The organism is Nocardioidaceae bacterium SCSIO 66511 (assembly GCA_023100825.1).
GTDB lineage: Bacteria > Actinomycetota > Actinomycetes > Propionibacteriales > Nocardioidaceae > Solicola.
Genome location: CP095846.1, coordinates 964,250 through 978,499, shown reverse-complemented (window position 1 = coordinate 978,499; position 14,250 = coordinate 964,250). Strand labels below are relative to the sequence as shown.

Below are 14,250 nucleotides of genomic sequence, written 5' to 3'. Positions count from 1 at the left end.
GGTCAGTGGTGCGCGAGGCGGGTGCGTAGGCGCTCGGCGTTGGTCAGTTCGGAGCCATCGGTGTCGAGATCGAAATGCACCCGATGGATCGTCTCGGTGAAGGCGTTGTCGCCGACGGCGTAGTCCTCGCAGACCGGCGTACCCCGGTCGATGCCGACATTGAGCGTCTCGTCGAACGAGAAGTAGTACGCCGTCGTGGCCTCGACCCGCCCCTCGCCGACGGTCTCGCCGTCGACCTCGAGGAACACCGTCGCACCGCTGCCCGCAGGACCGCCGTCGTACGCGAACCGCATCGCGAGCCGGTGTCGCCTGGGCCGCAGCTGCTGCTCGGCGCGTACGAGCGCGCGGTCGCGTCCGTAGCAGTTGTACGCGTACCTCAGCGCTCCGTCGACGCAGTAGAGCGACCAGCCGCCGAAGCGCCCGCCCTGAGCGACGAGCACGCCATTTGCCGTACCGGCGACCTCGACGTCGACGGTGATCACATGCGAACGATTCTTGACGTTCGGAGCCGCATCCTCCGATAACCGACCCGCCGTCGGGCCGAGCTCGATCGACGTACGCCCGTGGTGCAGGTCGAGGCGGCCGGCGAGCTGCGGGTTCTCGCGCTCGGTCACGCGATCATCGAGCGGGAACACGTTGTACTTCTCCGCCTCCGCGACGAAGATCTCCTGCAGTTCGCGCAGCTTCTCTGGTTGCTCGGCGGCGAGGTCGTGCGCCTGTGTCCAGTCGGTCGTCGTGTCGTACAGCTCCCAGATGTCTGCATCAAATGGTCGCGGACCCTCGGGCACCATCTGCCACGGCACACCGTGGCGGGTCACGGCCGTCCAGCCTTCGTGGTAGATGCCGCGGTTGCCGACCATCTCGAAGTACTGCGTCGTACGCCGGTCGGCCGCATCGGCGTCGTCGAACGAGTAGCGCATGCTCACGCCCTCAATCGGCTGCTGTGCAAAGCCGTTGACGTACTCCGGCTGTGGCAGACCGGCGACGTCGAGCAACGTCGGCAGCACGTCGATCACGTGATGCCATTGATGCCTGACCTCGCCGCGCGCCTCGATTCCGCTCCCCCATCGCACGATCATGCCGTCACGCGTACCGCCGTAGTGCGAAGCGACCTGCTTCGTCCACTGGTACGGCGTGTTCATCGCAAGCGCCCAGCCGACGGGGTAGATCGGGTACGTCGATGGATCACCGAGCTGATCGAGACGATCATCCATGTACGCGGTGTCGTCGGCGATCCCGTGGCCGACGAGATGCTCGCGGAACGTACCCTCGAGGCCGCCCTCACCGGAGGCGCCGTTGTCGCCCAGGAGGTAGAGGAACAAGGTGTTGTCGAGTTCGCCGATCCGTTCGAGCGCGTCGACGAACCGGCCGACTTGAGCATCGGCGTGCTCGGCGAAGCCCGCGTACGTCTCCATGAACCTGGCTGCGACGCGGCGTTCGGCGTCGTCCAGGTCGTCCCAATGCGGCACGCCTTCGGCCCACGGTGCGAGGTCGGCGGACTCGGGTACGAGGCGCAGCTCCTTCTGTCGCGCAAGCGTCTGCTCCCGTTGAGCATCCCAGCCGTCGTCGAAGCGTCCCGCGTACTTCTGAGTCCACTCCGGCGCGACATGGAACGGAGCGTGGGTGGCGCCGAGTGCGAGGTAGGTGAAGAACGGCTTGTCCGGCGTCAGGGACTGCTGAGTCGTCACCCAGTCGATCGCCTGGTCGACGAGGTCCTCGGACAGGTGGTATCCCTCGTCAGGCGTACGCGGCGGGTCGATGGGTGTTGTGCCGTTGTAGAGCTGCGGGTGCCAGTGGTTCATCTCGCACGCCATAAAGCCGTAGAACGCGTCGAAGCCTTCACCCGTCGGCCAACGGGTGAAGGGACCTGACGGATTCACCTCCGCCGGCGGCGTCTGATGCCACTTGCCGAATGCGGCCGTGCTGTAGCCGTTGCCGGACAGGGTCTGCGCGATCGTCGCGGCACTCGGTGGCCGATAGCCCGTGTAGCCGGCATTCGGCGTCGCCATCTCCGACGTCACGCCCATACCGACCGAGTGATGGTTGCGCCCGGTCATCAGCGCCTGGCGCGTGGGTGAACACAGCGCCGTCACGTGAAAACGGCTGTAGCGCAACCCACCGCCGGCCAGGCGCTCTGCGGTCGGCATCTCGCACGGTCCGCCGTACGCACTCGATGCACCGAATCCCATGTCGTCGACCAGCACGATCACGACGTTCGGCGCACCGGCGGGCGGGCGTACGGGGACGACCGGGTCGGGTGGGCTCTGCGTCTGGCTGCCGGCCGCGGCATCGCGGGTCGCGGAGCGTACGTCGAGCGGGAGCCTGGTGCGGTCGAGGTCGGTCACGCCGCACATTCCACCACACGCTGACACGCGGGTTCTGTCCCGGTGACACGCGGGTTCTGTACGTCAAAACCCGCGTGTCAGCGTGGTGGAACTCGCGTGTCAGCGTGGTGGGCTCAGGCAGTGATGCCGATGTACTTGATCTCGAGGAACTCGTCGATGCCGGTCGAACCACCCTCGCGTCCGAGACCGGACATCTTCACACCGCCGAACGGCGCGGCGGGGTTCGAGACGACACCCTGGTTCAGCCCGACCATGCCGGTCTCGAGGGCCTCGGCGACCCGTAGCGAACGGCGCAGATCGTTGGTGTAGACGTACGAAACGAGTCCGTACTCCGTGTCGTTGGCCGCTGCGATCGCCTCCTCCTCGGTCGAGAACGACGTCAGCGGGGCTACCGGGCCGAAGATCTCCTCGCTTGCCATCTTGGAGTCCTCGGACACACCCGTGAGCACGGTCGGCGGGTAGAAGTAGCCGGCGCCCTGCCCAGGCTCACCGCCGGTGAGTACGCTCGCGCCGCGCTCGACGGCGTCCTCGACCAGCTCGGAGACCTTGCGCAGTGCCGCGTCGTCGATCAACGGACCGACGCGCGTACCGTCATCGATGCCGCGTCCGACCGGCATTGCTGCCATGGCCTTCGCGAGCTTGTCGCCGAACTCGTCGATCACGCTCTCGTGGACGTAGATCCGGTTCGCCGCAGTGCATGCCTCGCCCATGTTGCGCATCTTCGCGGCGAGGGCGCCCTGGACCGCCTCGTCGAGGTCGGCGTCTTCGAACACCACGAACGGCGCGTTGCCGCCGAGCTCCATCGAGGTACGAAGAACCTTGTCGGCGCACTGCTCCAACAGGATGCGACCGACCTTGGTCGAGCCCGTGAACGACAGCTTGCGCGCATCGCCGGACCGGATGAGCGGCTCCATCAGGCCGTTGGGATCCGTCGTCGGCACGACGTTCACGACGCCGTCGGGCACGCCCGCCTCACGCAGGATCTCGACGAGCGCGAGCATCGAAAGCGGCGTCTGATGCGCGGGCTTGATCACGCTGGTGCAGCCGGCCGCGATCGCCGGGCCGATCTTGCGCGTACCCATCGCCATCGGGAAGTTCCACGGCGTGATCAGCAGACACGGGCCGACCGGCTGCTTGGCGACCAGGAACCGCGCATTGCCCGCGGGCGCAGTCTGGTAGCCGCCGTCGATGCGTACGGCCTCGGCGGCGAAGTGGCGGAAGAACTCAGCCGCGTACGCGATCTCGCCCTTCGCCTCGGCGAGCGGCTTGCCCATCTCGAGAGTCATCAGCCGAGCGAGGTCGTCGATGCGCTCATGGAGCAACTCGAAGGCCTTGGTGAGCATGTCGGAACGCTCACGCGGCGACACTGCGGCGAACGACGCCTGCGCTCCGACCGCGGCGTCGAGCGCCGCGCGTCCGTCGGCGGGTGTCGCATCCGAAACGGCGCACAGCACCTCGCCGGTCGCCGGATCGAGTACGTCGAACGTCGCTCCACCCTGCGCATCGCGCCATTCACCCCCCACGTACAACTGCTTTGGTACCGACGCAATCACCGCCTCGGCGGAGCCGGCGGTCGCACTGCGGGCGTCGTTGTCGGTCATGGTCACTCTCCCGGGGGGTAAAGGCGTCTTACGGCAACGGTACGGCCGCGGCTTCCCCGTGGGAGCGCGACCCTGTTACGCTGATTGTCGACAATCTACCAGCCCCCGGATCGAGGGGGCGAGCAACCGGGTCGACCACTGTCGAGTGGGGGGCTGCATCGGCGTCGACCCGCCTATCAGAGGAGCGTCCGTGGCCGAACTGTCTCAGATACTCAAGCAAGCGACCGGCGTCGTCGTCGAGCGCGGCGAGGGCGTCCATCTCTTCGACGAGGAGGGGCGCCGCTATCTCGACTTCACCGCCGGGATCGGCGTCACGAGCACCGGGCACTGCCATCCGCGCGTCGTCGCGGCCGCGCAGGAGCAGGTCGCGAAGGTGATCCACGCGCAGTACACGACGGTCATGCACCGCCCGTTGCTGACGCTCACCGAACGATTGAGCGAGGTGCTGCCGGCCGGCTTGGAGCGGGTGTTCTTCTCCAACTCCGGATCCGAGGCGATCGAGTCCGCGCTGCGATTGACCCGGCAGGCCACCGGCCGTCCGAACATCGTCGTGTTCCACGGCGGCTTCCACGGGCGTACGGTCGCGGCGGCGTCGCTGACCACGTCCGGCACGAAGTTCCGGGCGGGCTTCAGCCCGCTGATGGCCGGCGTGCACGTCTCCCCCTTCCCCGACCCGACTCACTTCGGCTGGACCCAGGAGGAGGCGACCGACTTCGCACTGAAGCAGCTCGACTTCACCCTGCAGACCATGTCGTCACCGCAGGACACCGCGGCGTTCTTCGTCGAGCCGGTACTCGGCGAGGGCGGGTACGTACCCGCCAACGAGCGCTTCCTCGCCGGCCTGCGCGAGCGCGCCGACAAGTACGGCATCCTGCTGGTCATCGACGAGGTGCAGACCGGTTGGGGCCGCACGGGCAAGTTCTGGGGACACGACCACTTCGGCGTGCAGCCCGACGTACTCGTCACCGCCAAGGGCATCGCCTCCGGCTTCCCGCTGTCGGCCATCGCCGCGTCAGAAGAGCTGATGGCCAAGGCATGGCCGGGCTCCCAGGGCGGCACGTACGGCGCCAACGCCGTCGCCTGCGCCGCCGCGTTGGCAACCCTCGACGTGATCGAGGACGAGAAGCTCGTCCAGAACGCCGCCGACCGCGGCGATGACCTGCGCTCGGCGCTGTCGGGCGTAGCCGCCAAGCACGACCAGATCACCGACGTACGCGGACTCGGCCTGATGGTCGGCAACGAGTTCCGCGACGCCGACGGCAACCCCGACGGCGCTACCGCAAGCGCGGCACAGCAAGAAGCCGCCAAGCGCGGACTGCTGCTGCTCACCTGCGGCGCGTGGGGTCAGGTCGTGCGCTTCATCCCGGCGCTCGTCGTCAACTCCGCAGAGGTCGACGAAGCGGCCGGCGTGTGGGGCGAGGCCGTAGACGCGGTTCTCAGCTGACGCCGTTCGCACGAAACGCAAGAAGGGCCCCGCCGATCCGGCGGGGCCCTTCTTCATGCCTGGTTGACGATCAGGCCTCGGCAGTGCGCGGTTTCCCACCCCCGGGCCGACGACCGGACGGCTTCGAGATGACGCCCGGAACTCCACGACCCTTGAGCGACGCACCCCTGGTCTCGACCATGAAATACAGACCCACCATGCCGCAGATGCAGGCACCCATCATGTAGAAGGCGGGAATGTAGGAGTTGCCGGTCGCGTCGATCAGCGCTTCGTTAGCCAACGGTGCGGTGCCACCGAACGCCGCGGTCGCAACGTTGTACGAGATCGCCATCCCCGCGTACCTGACGTGCGTCGGGAACATCGCAGGGAACGTCGCGGAGATCGTTCCCAGCTGGAGCACGTACACCAGCCCGAGGACCGCGAAGCCGACGATCGCCAGGGCGAGGTTCTGTGCCATCAGCCAGTACATCGGCAGGGCGAGGATGAACAATCCGATCAGCGAATACCACCAGCATGGCTTACGACCGATCCGATCCGAGAGTGATCCGGCGAACGGGATCACGAGCATCATCAGCACCTGGCCGATCAGCACCATCAGCTCGGCGTCGCCCTTCGCCATCCCGATGGTGTCCGGAAGGTAGGTGGGCATGTACGAGAGCAGCGTGTAGTTCGCCACGTTGAGTGCGATCACCAGTCCGAACAGCTGCAGGATCGGCTTCCAGTACGTGGCGAGCAGATCCCTCAACGCGCCGGTCGCCTCGTGCTCAACCTCGTCCTTCGCCTCGAGTTCCTTGAAGACCGGAGTGTCTTCCATCTTCACGCGCAGGTACAGACCGATGGCACCGAGCGGGCCCGCGATGAAGAACGGAATCCGCCAGCCCCAATCCTCCATGGCGGTGTCGCCGATGAAGTAGCGCAGCACGGCAACGACGATCAGGGCCAGCGACAGGCCGGCCAACGTGCCGAACTCCAGGAAGCTGCCCCAGAAGCCGCGCTTCTTGTCCGGCGAGTACTCTGCCATGAACGTCGCGGCGCCGCCGTACTCGCCACCGGTCGAGAAGCCCTGGACGACTCGCAGCAGGATCAGCAGGATCGGTGCCCAGATGCCGATGGTGTCGTAGCTGGGAATCAGACCGACGCAGAACGTGGCCGAGCACATCAACAGGATCGTCGTTGCGAGGACCGTCGAACGTCCGAGCTTGTCGCCTAGCGGACCCCAGACGATTCCACCGAGTGGACGCAGTACGAACGAGACTGCGAAGCCGAGCAGCGCACCGAGGTTCTCGTGTTCGCCGGGAAAGAAGTTGGCGCCGATCTCGGTCGCGACATAGGCATAGACGCCGTAGTCGAACCACTCGGTCGCATTGCCCATCGCCGACGCGGCGACGGCCCTTTTCAGTACACCCGGTGGCACCTCATCGGATGCCTCGCTCGTTTCGTTCGCTCCGCTGGAGGCCATCGGCCGCTCCCTTGGTCGTGCCGACCCGAGTCGAGTTCACCTGGCCGACGTACGAGGTTCGTAGTTTTGTTGACAATCCGACACCCTACCGATCTGAGTGTCAGGTGGCCACCGTCAGGCGGGCACGAGCGCAACATCTACCGAAGTTGAGCGGAGACAGCAACCTGGACACCCCAGGAATCACCCTCAGTGAAGGGAAATCCGACGACCGACACGGAGAAAGCACCGCGGATCGCTCAGCTCGGACCGCCGTACGGAATGCCCAGCTCGGCCAGCTTCGCCTTGCCGCCATCGTGCTCGGTGAGTACCCAGGTGCCGGTGTCGGTGAGCGTGAAGGTGTTCTCGAAGTGCGCCGACCACGAGCCATCGATCGTCTCGACGGTCCACTCATCGGGGAGTACGCGGGTCTCGATGGTGCCCTGGGTGATCATCGGCTCGACCGCGAGCACCAGGCCCTTGACCAGCTTCGGCCCGCGACCGGCCTTACCGTAGTTCGGGACGTTCGGCGGCTGGTGCATCGCCGAGCCGATCCCGTGCCCCACGTAGTCTTCGACGATGCCGTACGAACCACGAGCACGTACGTAGGTCTCGATGGCATTGCCGATGTCGGTCACCCGACCGCCGAGCCGGGCCGCGGCGATCCCGCGCCACATCGACTCCTGGCAGACCGCCATCAGCTCGATGATCTCGTCGGGTACCGAGCCGACGGCCACCGTGATCGCGGCATCGCCGTGCCAGCCGTCAACGATCGCACCACAGTCGACGGAGATGATGTCGCCGTCGTGCAACTCGCGATCACCGGGGATGCCGTGCACGACGATGTCGTTGACCGATGTGCAGATGGTGCCTGGGAATCCGTGGTAGCCCTTGAAGTTCGGCACCGCTCCGCGCGAGCGGATGTGCTTCTCCGCGATCGCATCGAGCTCCCCGGTCGTCACCCCGGGTCGTACGTGCTCGCGAACGAGCTCGAGCGCCTCACGCGTGACGACGCCCGCCTCGCGCATGCGATCGATCTGGTCCGGGCGTTTGAGCTCGATGCCCCGGTCGAGCAGGCCCATCAGCGCCCTAGGCCGCGCTCTCGTAGCGCGGCAGCGATGCGATCGGACACCTCGTCGACCTCGCCCATGCCGTCGACCTGGATCAGCAAGCCACGCTGCTCGTAGGTCTCCACCAGAGGCGCCGTCTGCTCGACGTACACCTCCTGGCGGTGACGGATGACCTCTTCTGTGTCGTCGGCACGGCCCGACTCCTGCGCACGCTTCAGCAGCCGCGCGATGAGCTCCTCGGAGTCGACCGAGAGCTCGATCGCCGCCTCCAGCTTGGCGCTCTGCTCGGCGAGGATGTCGTCGAGCGTACGCACCTGATCGAGGGTGCGCGGGTAGCCGTCGAGCAGGAACCCGCCGCGCGCATCGTCGGCGTTGAGCCGGTCGCGCACCATGGCGTTGGTGACCTCGTCGGGTACGTACTCACCGGCGTCCATGTACGACTGCGCGGTCTTGCCGAGCTCGGTGCCCTCCGAGACGTTGGCCCGGAAGATGTCGCCCGTCGAGATCTGCGGCACCGACAGCGTCGACGACAGCCGTACGGCCTGCGTGCCCTTGCCCGCCCCAGGTGGGCCCATCAGCAACATACGCATCAGCGAAGGAACCCTTCATAGTTGCGCTGCTGCAGCTGGCTCTCGATCTGCTTGACGGTGTCGAGACCGACGCCGACGATGATCAGGATCGTCGTACCGCCGAACGGGAAGTTCTGGTTCGCGTTGATCAACACGAACGCGATCAGCGGAATCATCGAGATCAGGCCGAGGTAGAGCGAGCCCGGCAGCGTGATACGGGACAGGACGTACCCCAAGTACTCCTCGGTCGGCTTACCCGCCCGGATGCCCGGGATGAAGCCGCCGTACTTCTTCATGTTGTCGGAGACCTCCTTGGGGTTGAAGGTGATCGACACATAGAAGTACGTGAAGAAGATGATGAGCGCGAAGTAGGTCGCCATGTAGAGCGGGTGGTCACCCTGTACGAAGTGGCTGTTCACCCAACCGGCCCACGACGCTTCCTGGTTGAACTGCGCCATCAGCGCCGGGATGTACATCAGGCTGGAGGCGAAGATGACCGGAATGATGCCGGCCTGGTTGACCTTCAGCGGGATGTACGTCGAGGATCCGCCGAACATGCGGCGGCCGACCATACGGCGTGCGTACTGAACCGGGATCCGGCGCTGCGCCTGCTCGATGAAGATGACCGCGGCGACAACCGCGAGACCGATCACGATAACGATCGCGAACGTACGCCAGCCGCTCTGCTGACGGATGGTCCACATGGCACCGGGGAAGGTCGCGACGACCTGGGTGAAGATCATGATCGACATACCGTTGCCGATACCGCGATCGGTGATCAGCTCGCCGAACCACATGATCACCGAGGTGCCGGCGACCATTGTCAGCACGGTGACGAGGAACTGCGTGATGCTGTCGGGATCATGCAGGAGCGGCATGTCACATGAGCTGCCGAACAGGTTGCCCGAGCGGGCGAGCGCGACGATGCCGGTGCCCTGCAGAACGGCGAGGCCCAGGGTCAGGTAACGGGTGTACTGGGTGATCTTCGCCTGCCCGGACTGGCCCTCCTTCTTGAGCGCCTCGAGCCGCGGGATCACGACGGTCAGCAGCTGCAAGATGATGCTGGCCGTGATGTAGGGCATGATGCCCAGCGCGAACACGGTCAGCTGCAGCAGCGCGCCGCCGGAGAAAACGTTGATCAACGTGAAGAGGCCGGCCTGATCGCCCTCGGACGCGTTGGTGAAGCAAGCTTGGACGTTCTCGACGTTCACGCCCGGCGCGGGCAGCGTCGAACCGAGCCGGAACAACACGACGATGAGCAGCACGAACAGCAACTTGCGTCGCAGATCGGGCGTCTTGAACGCGTTGACGAAGGCGCCTAGCACCAAGTCCTCCCACGTACCCCGTAGGGGCGGTTGTCACGGTCGGCCCGGACACTCCGGGTCGCGAACTGCCGGTCGGTCAATGAGATCGCAATAAGGCGTGTCACTCGCAGCCTCCCGCGAAGACACGCCTCATCGCTGATTCCATCATGCCGGTCACAGCTGGGTGACCGTACCCCCGGCCGCCTCGATCTTCTGTCGCGCCGACGCCGAGAACGCATGCGCAGTGATCTGAACGGCAACGGTGATGTCGCCAGTGCCGAGCACCTTGACCGGCTTGCCGGCGCGAACCGCACCCTTGGCCACCAGGTCGTCGACGACGACCTCGCCGCCGTCGGGGTACAGAGCCGACAACCGGTCGAGATTCACGACCTGGAACTCGACCTTGAACGGGCTCTTGAAGCCCTTCATCTTCGGCAGCCGCATGTGCAGCGGCGTCTGACCGCCCTCGAAAGTGGCGGGCACCTGGTTACGAGCCTTCGTACCCTTGGTTCCGCGGCCCGCGGTCTTGCCCTTGCTGGCCTCGCCGCGTCCGACCCGGGTCTTCGCCGTCTTGGCACCCGGAGCGGGACGCAGGTGATGGAGCTTGAGCGCCATGTCAGTCGACCTCCTCGATGTTGACGAGGTGGGTGACGGTCGCGAGCATGCCGCGTACCTCCGGGCGATCCTCGCGAACGACCTCGTCACCGATGCGCTTCAGACCGAGCGTACGCAGGGTCTCGCGCTGGTTCTTCTTGCACCCGATGACCGAGCGCACCTGGCGTACCTTGACGTTCGCCATTACGACGACACCTCCGCGCGTGCCTTCAGCAGCGCGCTCGGCGCGACATCCTCGACCGGGAGACCGCGACGCTGCGCGACCGACTCCGGCGACTCGAGCGAGCGAAGTGCCTCGACGGTGGCGTGCACGATGTTGATCGCGTTGGCCGATCCGAGCGACTTGCTCAGCACATCGTGGATACCGGCCGACTCGAGCACGGCGCGCACGGGTCCGCCGGCGATCACACCGGTACCGGGTGCAGCGGGGCGCAGCATGACGACGCCTGCCGCCTTCTCACCCTGCACCGGGTGCGGGATCGTGCCCTGGATGCGCGGGACGCGGAAGAAGTTCTTCTTCGCCTCCTCGACGCCCTTGGCGATCGCGGTCGGGACTTCCTTGGCCTTGCCGTAACCGACTCCGACCATGCCGTCGCCGTCACCGACGACGACGAGCGCGGTGAAGCTGAAGCGCCGGCCGCCCTTGACGACCTTCGCCACGCGGTTGATGCCGACGACCTTCTCGATGTAGGCGGTCTTGTCCGCCGACCCGTCGCGGCCCCGACGGCCACCGCCGCCACCGCTGCGGCGCTGCGATCCGCTCATTTCGAACTCCTCATAATTGCTGTTCTCATCAGAAGGCCAGCCCGCCCTCGCGGGCGCCGTCGGCCAGAGCCGCTACGCGACCTTGGTACTTGTTTCCGGCCCGGTCGAACACGACGGTCTCGACCCCGGCGGCCTTCGCACGGTCGGCGACAAGCTCGCCGACCTTATGCGCCTTCGCCGTCTTGTCACCGTCGAGCCCACGCAGGTCGGCTTCCATCGACGATGCCGAGGCCAGCGTACGACCCTCGAGGTCGTTGACCACCTGGGCGACGATGTGCCGGCTGGAGCGGGTCACGACCAAGCGCGGACGCGCGGGGGTGCCGTTGAGCTTCTTGCGACCGCGTACCTGGCGACGCGCCTTCGACGCAGTGCGCGTCGCGAGGTTGCGACGATGCTTCAAAGCGATGGCCATGACTACTTACCAGCCTTTCCGACCTTGCGGCGGACGTGCTCGCCGGCGTAACGAACACCCTTGCCCTTGTACGGCTCGGGCTTGCGTAGTTTGCGGATCTTTGCGGCGACCTCGCCGACGACCTGCTTATCGATGCCCTGTACGGCAAACTTCGTGGCCGACTCGACCGTGAGCGTGATGCCCTCGGGAGCCTCGAAGTTGACCGGGTGGCTGTAGCCGAGGTTCAGCTCGACGGCCGACGGGCCCTTCGCGAGGACGCGGTAACCGACGCCGACGATCTCGAGTTTCTTCTCGTAGCCGTCGGTGACGCCGATGACCATGTTCTGGATCAGCGTGCGCGACAACCCGTGCAGCGCCTTGTTCTCGCGTGCGTCGTCCGGACGGGAGACCTCGACGCCGTCGTCGCCGAGCGCGACCGTGATCGGCTCCGCAACGGTGTGGTCGAGGGTGCCCTTGGGTCCCTTGACCGTGACGTGCTGGCCGTCAATGGTCACCTCGACACCGCTGGGCACGGTGACGGGCAGCTTGCCAATGCGTGACATAACGTTCCTCCTCCGGCCTCACCAGACGTAGGCGAGGACTTCCCCGCCTACCTTCTTCTGGGTCGCCTGGCGGTCGGTCAGCAGTCCCTGGCTCGTCGAGATGATCGCGACGCCGAGGCCGCCGAGGACCTTGGGCAGGTTGGTGGCCTTCGCGTACACCCGCAGACCCGGCTTGCTGATGCGGCGAATACCGGAGATCGAGCGCTCGCGGTGCGGGCCGTACTTCAAGGTCACCGTCAGCGTCTTGCCGACGGCGCCCTCGGCCGGCTCATCGACCTGGTAGGAGGTGATGTAGCCCTCCTGCTTCAGGATCTCCGCAACGCCGACCTTCAACTTGCTGTACGGCATGCGTACGTCGTCGTGGAAGGCCTGGTTACCGTTGCGGACACGCGCGAGCATGTCCGCGATCGGATCGGTCATCGTCATGATGTATGTCTCTCCCGCCACGGTTTCGCTGCTGCGACCTGTGGCGTTCAGTCTCGGTGGTGGTTACCAGCTGCTCTTGGTCACGCCGGGGAGCTCCCCGCGGTGCGCCATCTCACGAAGGCACACCCGGCACAGGCCGAACTTGCGGTAAACCGCCTTCGGCCGGCCGCAACGCTGGCAGCGGGTGTACGCGCGGACCGCGAACTTGGGCTTGCGCCCTGCCTTGACCCGAAGTCCTGTCTTCGCCATCAGTTCTCCTTGAAGGGGAAACCGAGCTGCTTCAGCAGCGCCCGGCCCTCGTCGTTGTTGGTCGCGGTCGTCACGATCGTGATGTCCATACCGCGGCTGCGGTCGATCTTGTCCTGGTCGATCTCGTAGAACATGACCTGCTCGGTCATCCCGAACGTGTAGTTGCCGCGACCGTCGAACTGCTTCGGCGACAGACCACGGAAGTCGCGGATGCGCGGCAGCGCAACACTCAGCAGCCGGTCCAGGAACTCCCACATGCGCGCGCCGCGTAGCGTCACGTGCGCGCCGATCGGCATTCCTTCGCGCAGCTTGAACTGCGCGATCGACTTACGTGCCTTCGTGATCGCCGGCTTCTGGCCCGCGATCAGCGACAGGTCGTTGACCGCACCGTCGATCAGCTTCGAGTCACGGGCCGCCTCGCCGACGCCCATGTTGACGACGATCTTGGTGAGGCCCGGGACCTGCATGATGTTCTCGTAGCCGAACTCCTCGCGCAGGGCGGGGATGATCTCCTCGCGGTAGCGCGTACGCAGTCGCGGCGTCGGAGCCGTCTCGGTGGTGGTGCTCATCAGATCTCCTCGCCGGTGCGCTTCGCGACCCGTACGCTGCGCTGAGCGTCGTAGGTCGAACCGTCCGCACGGGTCTTGGTGACGTCCTCGCGGCGCGAACCGACACGCGACGTGACCTTCTCGCCGTCCTTCTCGACCAGCAGCATGACGTTCGAGACGTGGATCGCGGCCTCTTGGGTGATGATCCCTCCGGTGTTACCGGCGCGGCCGCCCTGCTGCTGGGTCTTGGTGTGGCGCTTGATGCGGTTGGCGCCCTCGACGATCACGCGCTCCCGCTCGGGGATGACCGCGATGACCTTGCCTTCGACGCCCTTGTCCTTGCCGGCGACGACGCGTACCTCGTCGCCCTTCTTGATGTTCAGGCTGGCTTGCTTCTTGGCCATCAGAGCACCTCCGGTGCCAGCGAGATGATTCTCATGAAGCGCTTATCGCGCAGCTCGCGGCCGACCGGGCCGAAGATGCGCGTACCGCGGGGTTCGCCGCCGTCGGCCTTGAGGATGACGGCCGCGTTCTCGTCGAAGCGGATGTACGAGCCGTCGGGACGACGCCGCTCCTTGGCGGTGCGCACGACGACTGCCTTCACGACGTCACCCTTCTTCACGTTGCCGCCCGGAATCGCATCCTTGACGGTGGCAACGACGGTGTCGCCGATTCCGGCGTAGCGGCGGCCGGAGCCACCGAGCACGCGGATGCACAAGATCTCCTTGGCACCGGTGTTGTCGGCGACCTTGAGCCGCGACTCCTGCTGGATCATCGGATATCTCCTGTTGTCTCACTGGTTCTCTACCGGGTCTGCCGGACGAGCCTGGTGGAACGGATAGTTACTTCGCCTTCTCGAGGACCTCGACGCTGTGCTGCATGGTCGTCTCGCTCCCCGAGAGACCCTTCAACACCGCGTACATGA

General features: G+C 66.0%; 17 protein-coding genes. 1 reads left to right on the top strand and 16 read right to left on the bottom strand.

The annotated features are described in order from the left end of the window. Window positions 1–2 precede the first annotated feature (2 nt). On the bottom strand, window positions 3–2,345 hold the full coding sequence (locus MU582_04560; GenBank protein ID UPK75913.1) for an arylsulfatase: 2,343 nt from the start codon (window positions 2,343–2,345) through the stop codon (window positions 3–5). Between the two features lie 113 nt (window positions 2,346–2,458). Beyond that, entirely contained in the window at window positions 2,459–3,946 is a 1,488-nt protein-coding gene (locus MU582_04555; protein ID UPK75912.1) for an NAD-dependent succinate-semialdehyde dehydrogenase, read from the bottom strand. Window positions 3,947–4,136: 190 nt separating this feature from the next. Here MU582_04555 and MU582_04550 point away from each other — a divergent pair, with 190 nt between their 5' ends. After that, window positions 4,137–5,390, top strand: a complete 1,254-nt coding sequence (locus MU582_04550) for an aspartate aminotransferase family protein (GenBank protein ID UPK75911.1) — start codon at window positions 4,137–4,139, stop codon at window positions 5,388–5,390. A 70-nt stretch (window positions 5,391–5,460) separates the two neighbouring features. Here MU582_04550 and MU582_04545 read toward each other — a convergent pair whose 3' ends face one another. The 14 genes from MU582_04545 to rplN all read right to left on the bottom strand — a co-directional run bounded on the left by MU582_04545 (window position 5,461) and on the right by rplN (window position 14,100). Then, window positions 5,461–6,849: an MFS transporter gene (locus tag MU582_04545; protein ID UPK75910.1), complete on the bottom strand. Its 1,389-nt coding sequence runs from the start codon at window positions 6,847–6,849 to the stop codon at window positions 5,461–5,463. Window positions 6,850–7,085: 236 nt separating this feature from the next. Further along, window positions 7,086–7,907: a type I methionyl aminopeptidase gene (gene map / locus MU582_04540; GenBank protein UPK75909.1), complete on the bottom strand. Its 822-nt coding sequence runs from the start codon at window positions 7,905–7,907 to the stop codon at window positions 7,086–7,088. Beyond that, a complete protein-coding gene (locus MU582_04535; GenBank protein ID UPK75908.1) occupies window positions 7,907–8,485 on the bottom strand; it encodes an adenylate kinase in 579 nt (192 codons plus the stop codon). Before MU582_04535 ends, map begins: the two co-directional genes overlap by 1 nt. Further along, entirely contained in the window at window positions 8,485–9,789 is a 1,305-nt protein-coding gene (secY, locus tag MU582_04530; protein UPK75907.1) for a preprotein translocase subunit SecY, read from the bottom strand. Before secY ends, MU582_04535 begins: the two co-directional genes overlap by 1 nt. Before the next feature lie 153 nt (window positions 9,790–9,942). Beyond that, on the bottom strand, window positions 9,943–10,383 hold the full coding sequence (rplO, locus tag MU582_04525) for a 50S ribosomal protein L15 (protein ID UPK75906.1): 441 nt from the start codon (window positions 10,381–10,383) through the stop codon (window positions 9,943–9,945). 1 nt (window position 10,384) lies between these two features. After that, window positions 10,385–10,567 carry a 50S ribosomal protein L30 gene (gene rpmD, locus MU582_04520; protein ID UPK75905.1) on the bottom strand — a complete coding sequence of 61 codons (183 nt, stop codon included), beginning with the start codon at window positions 10,565–10,567 and terminating at the stop codon, window positions 10,385–10,387. Continuing rightward, complete coding sequence (rpsE, locus tag MU582_04515) at window positions 10,567–11,148, bottom strand: 30S ribosomal protein S5 (protein UPK75904.1); 582 nt, start codon at window positions 11,146–11,148, stop codon at window positions 10,567–10,569. Before rpsE ends, rpmD begins: the two co-directional genes overlap by 1 nt. 28 nt (window positions 11,149–11,176) lie before the next feature. After that, window positions 11,177–11,560 (bottom strand): 50S ribosomal protein L18, encoded by a 384-nt coding sequence (gene rplR, locus MU582_04510; protein ID UPK75903.1) that lies wholly within the window; start codon window positions 11,558–11,560, stop codon window positions 11,177–11,179. Between the two features lie 2 nt (window positions 11,561–11,562). After that, window positions 11,563–12,102 carry a 50S ribosomal protein L6 gene (gene rplF / locus MU582_04505; protein UPK75902.1) on the bottom strand — a complete coding sequence of 180 codons (540 nt, stop codon included), beginning with the start codon at window positions 12,100–12,102 and terminating at the stop codon, window positions 11,563–11,565. A gap of 18 nt (window positions 12,103–12,120) precedes the next feature. Then, window positions 12,121–12,528 carry a 30S ribosomal protein S8 gene (gene rpsH, locus MU582_04500; protein ID UPK75901.1) on the bottom strand — a complete coding sequence of 136 codons (408 nt, stop codon included), beginning with the start codon at window positions 12,526–12,528 and terminating at the stop codon, window positions 12,121–12,123. Between the two features lie 63 nt (window positions 12,529–12,591). After that, the gene (locus MU582_04495; GenBank protein UPK75900.1) at window positions 12,592–12,777 is read right to left on the bottom strand and encodes a type Z 30S ribosomal protein S14; all 186 of its coding nucleotides are present in this window, start codon (window positions 12,775–12,777) and stop codon (window positions 12,592–12,594) included. Beyond that, a complete protein-coding gene (rplE, locus tag MU582_04490) occupies window positions 12,777–13,346 on the bottom strand; it encodes a 50S ribosomal protein L5 (GenBank protein ID UPK75899.1) in 570 nt (189 codons plus the stop codon). The genes MU582_04495 and rplE overlap by 1 nt, the downstream gene beginning before the upstream one ends. Next, window positions 13,346–13,729 (bottom strand): 50S ribosomal protein L24, encoded by a 384-nt coding sequence (gene rplX / locus MU582_04485; protein ID UPK75898.1) that lies wholly within the window; start codon window positions 13,727–13,729, stop codon window positions 13,346–13,348. The genes rplE and rplX overlap by 1 nt, the downstream gene beginning before the upstream one ends. Then, the gene (rplN, locus tag MU582_04480) at window positions 13,729–14,100 is read right to left on the bottom strand and encodes a 50S ribosomal protein L14 (GenBank protein ID UPK75897.1); all 372 of its coding nucleotides are present in this window, start codon (window positions 14,098–14,100) and stop codon (window positions 13,729–13,731) included. The genes rplX and rplN overlap by 1 nt, the downstream gene beginning before the upstream one ends. Window positions 14,101–14,250 lie beyond the last annotated feature (150 nt).

Bases quoted from the DNA above. Each gene is read 5' to 3' on its own strand.
- rplR (UPK75903.1), bottom strand. From the start codon at position 11,560: ATGGCCATCGCTTTGAAGCATCGTCGCAACCTCGCGACGCGCACTGCG.
- rpsE (UPK75904.1), bottom strand. From the start codon at position 11,148: ATGAGCGGATCGCAGCGCCGCAGCGGTGGCGGCGGTGGCCGTCGGGGC.
- rplN (UPK75897.1), bottom strand. From the start codon at position 14,100: ATGATCCAGCAGGAGTCGCGGCTCAAGGTCGCCGACAACACCGGTGCC.
- MU582_04545 (UPK75910.1), bottom strand. From the start codon at position 6,849: ATGGCCTCCAGCGGAGCGAACGAAACGAGCGAGGCATCCGATGAGGTG.
- MU582_04495 (UPK75900.1), bottom strand. From the start codon at position 12,777: ATGGCGAAGACAGGACTTCGGGTCAAGGCAGGGCGCAAGCCCAAGTTC.
- rplX (UPK75898.1), bottom strand. From the start codon at position 13,729: ATGGCCAAGAAGCAAGCCAGCCTGAACATCAAGAAGGGCGACGAGGTA.
- rplO (UPK75906.1), bottom strand. From the start codon at position 10,383: ATGGCGCTCAAGCTCCATCACCTGCGTCCCGCTCCGGGTGCCAAGACG.
- rplF (UPK75902.1), bottom strand. From the start codon at position 12,102: ATGTCACGCATTGGCAAGCTGCCCGTCACCGTGCCCAGCGGTGTCGAG.
- MU582_04555 (UPK75912.1), bottom strand. From the start codon at position 3,946: ATGACCGACAACGACGCCCGCAGTGCGACCGCCGGCTCCGCCGAGGCG.
- MU582_04535 (UPK75908.1), bottom strand. From the start codon at position 8,485: ATGCGTATGTTGCTGATGGGCCCACCTGGGGCGGGCAAGGGCACGCAG.
- rpsH (UPK75901.1), bottom strand. From the start codon at position 12,528: ATGACGATGACCGATCCGATCGCGGACATGCTCGCGCGTGTCCGCAAC.
- rplE (UPK75899.1), bottom strand. From the start codon at position 13,346: ATGAGCACCACCACCGAGACGGCTCCGACGCCGCGACTGCGTACGCGC.
- rpmD (UPK75905.1), bottom strand. From the start codon at position 10,567: ATGGCGAACGTCAAGGTACGCCAGGTGCGCTCGGTCATCGGGTGCAAG.
- map (UPK75909.1), bottom strand. From the start codon at position 7,907: ATGGGCCTGCTCGACCGGGGCATCGAGCTCAAACGCCCGGACCAGATC.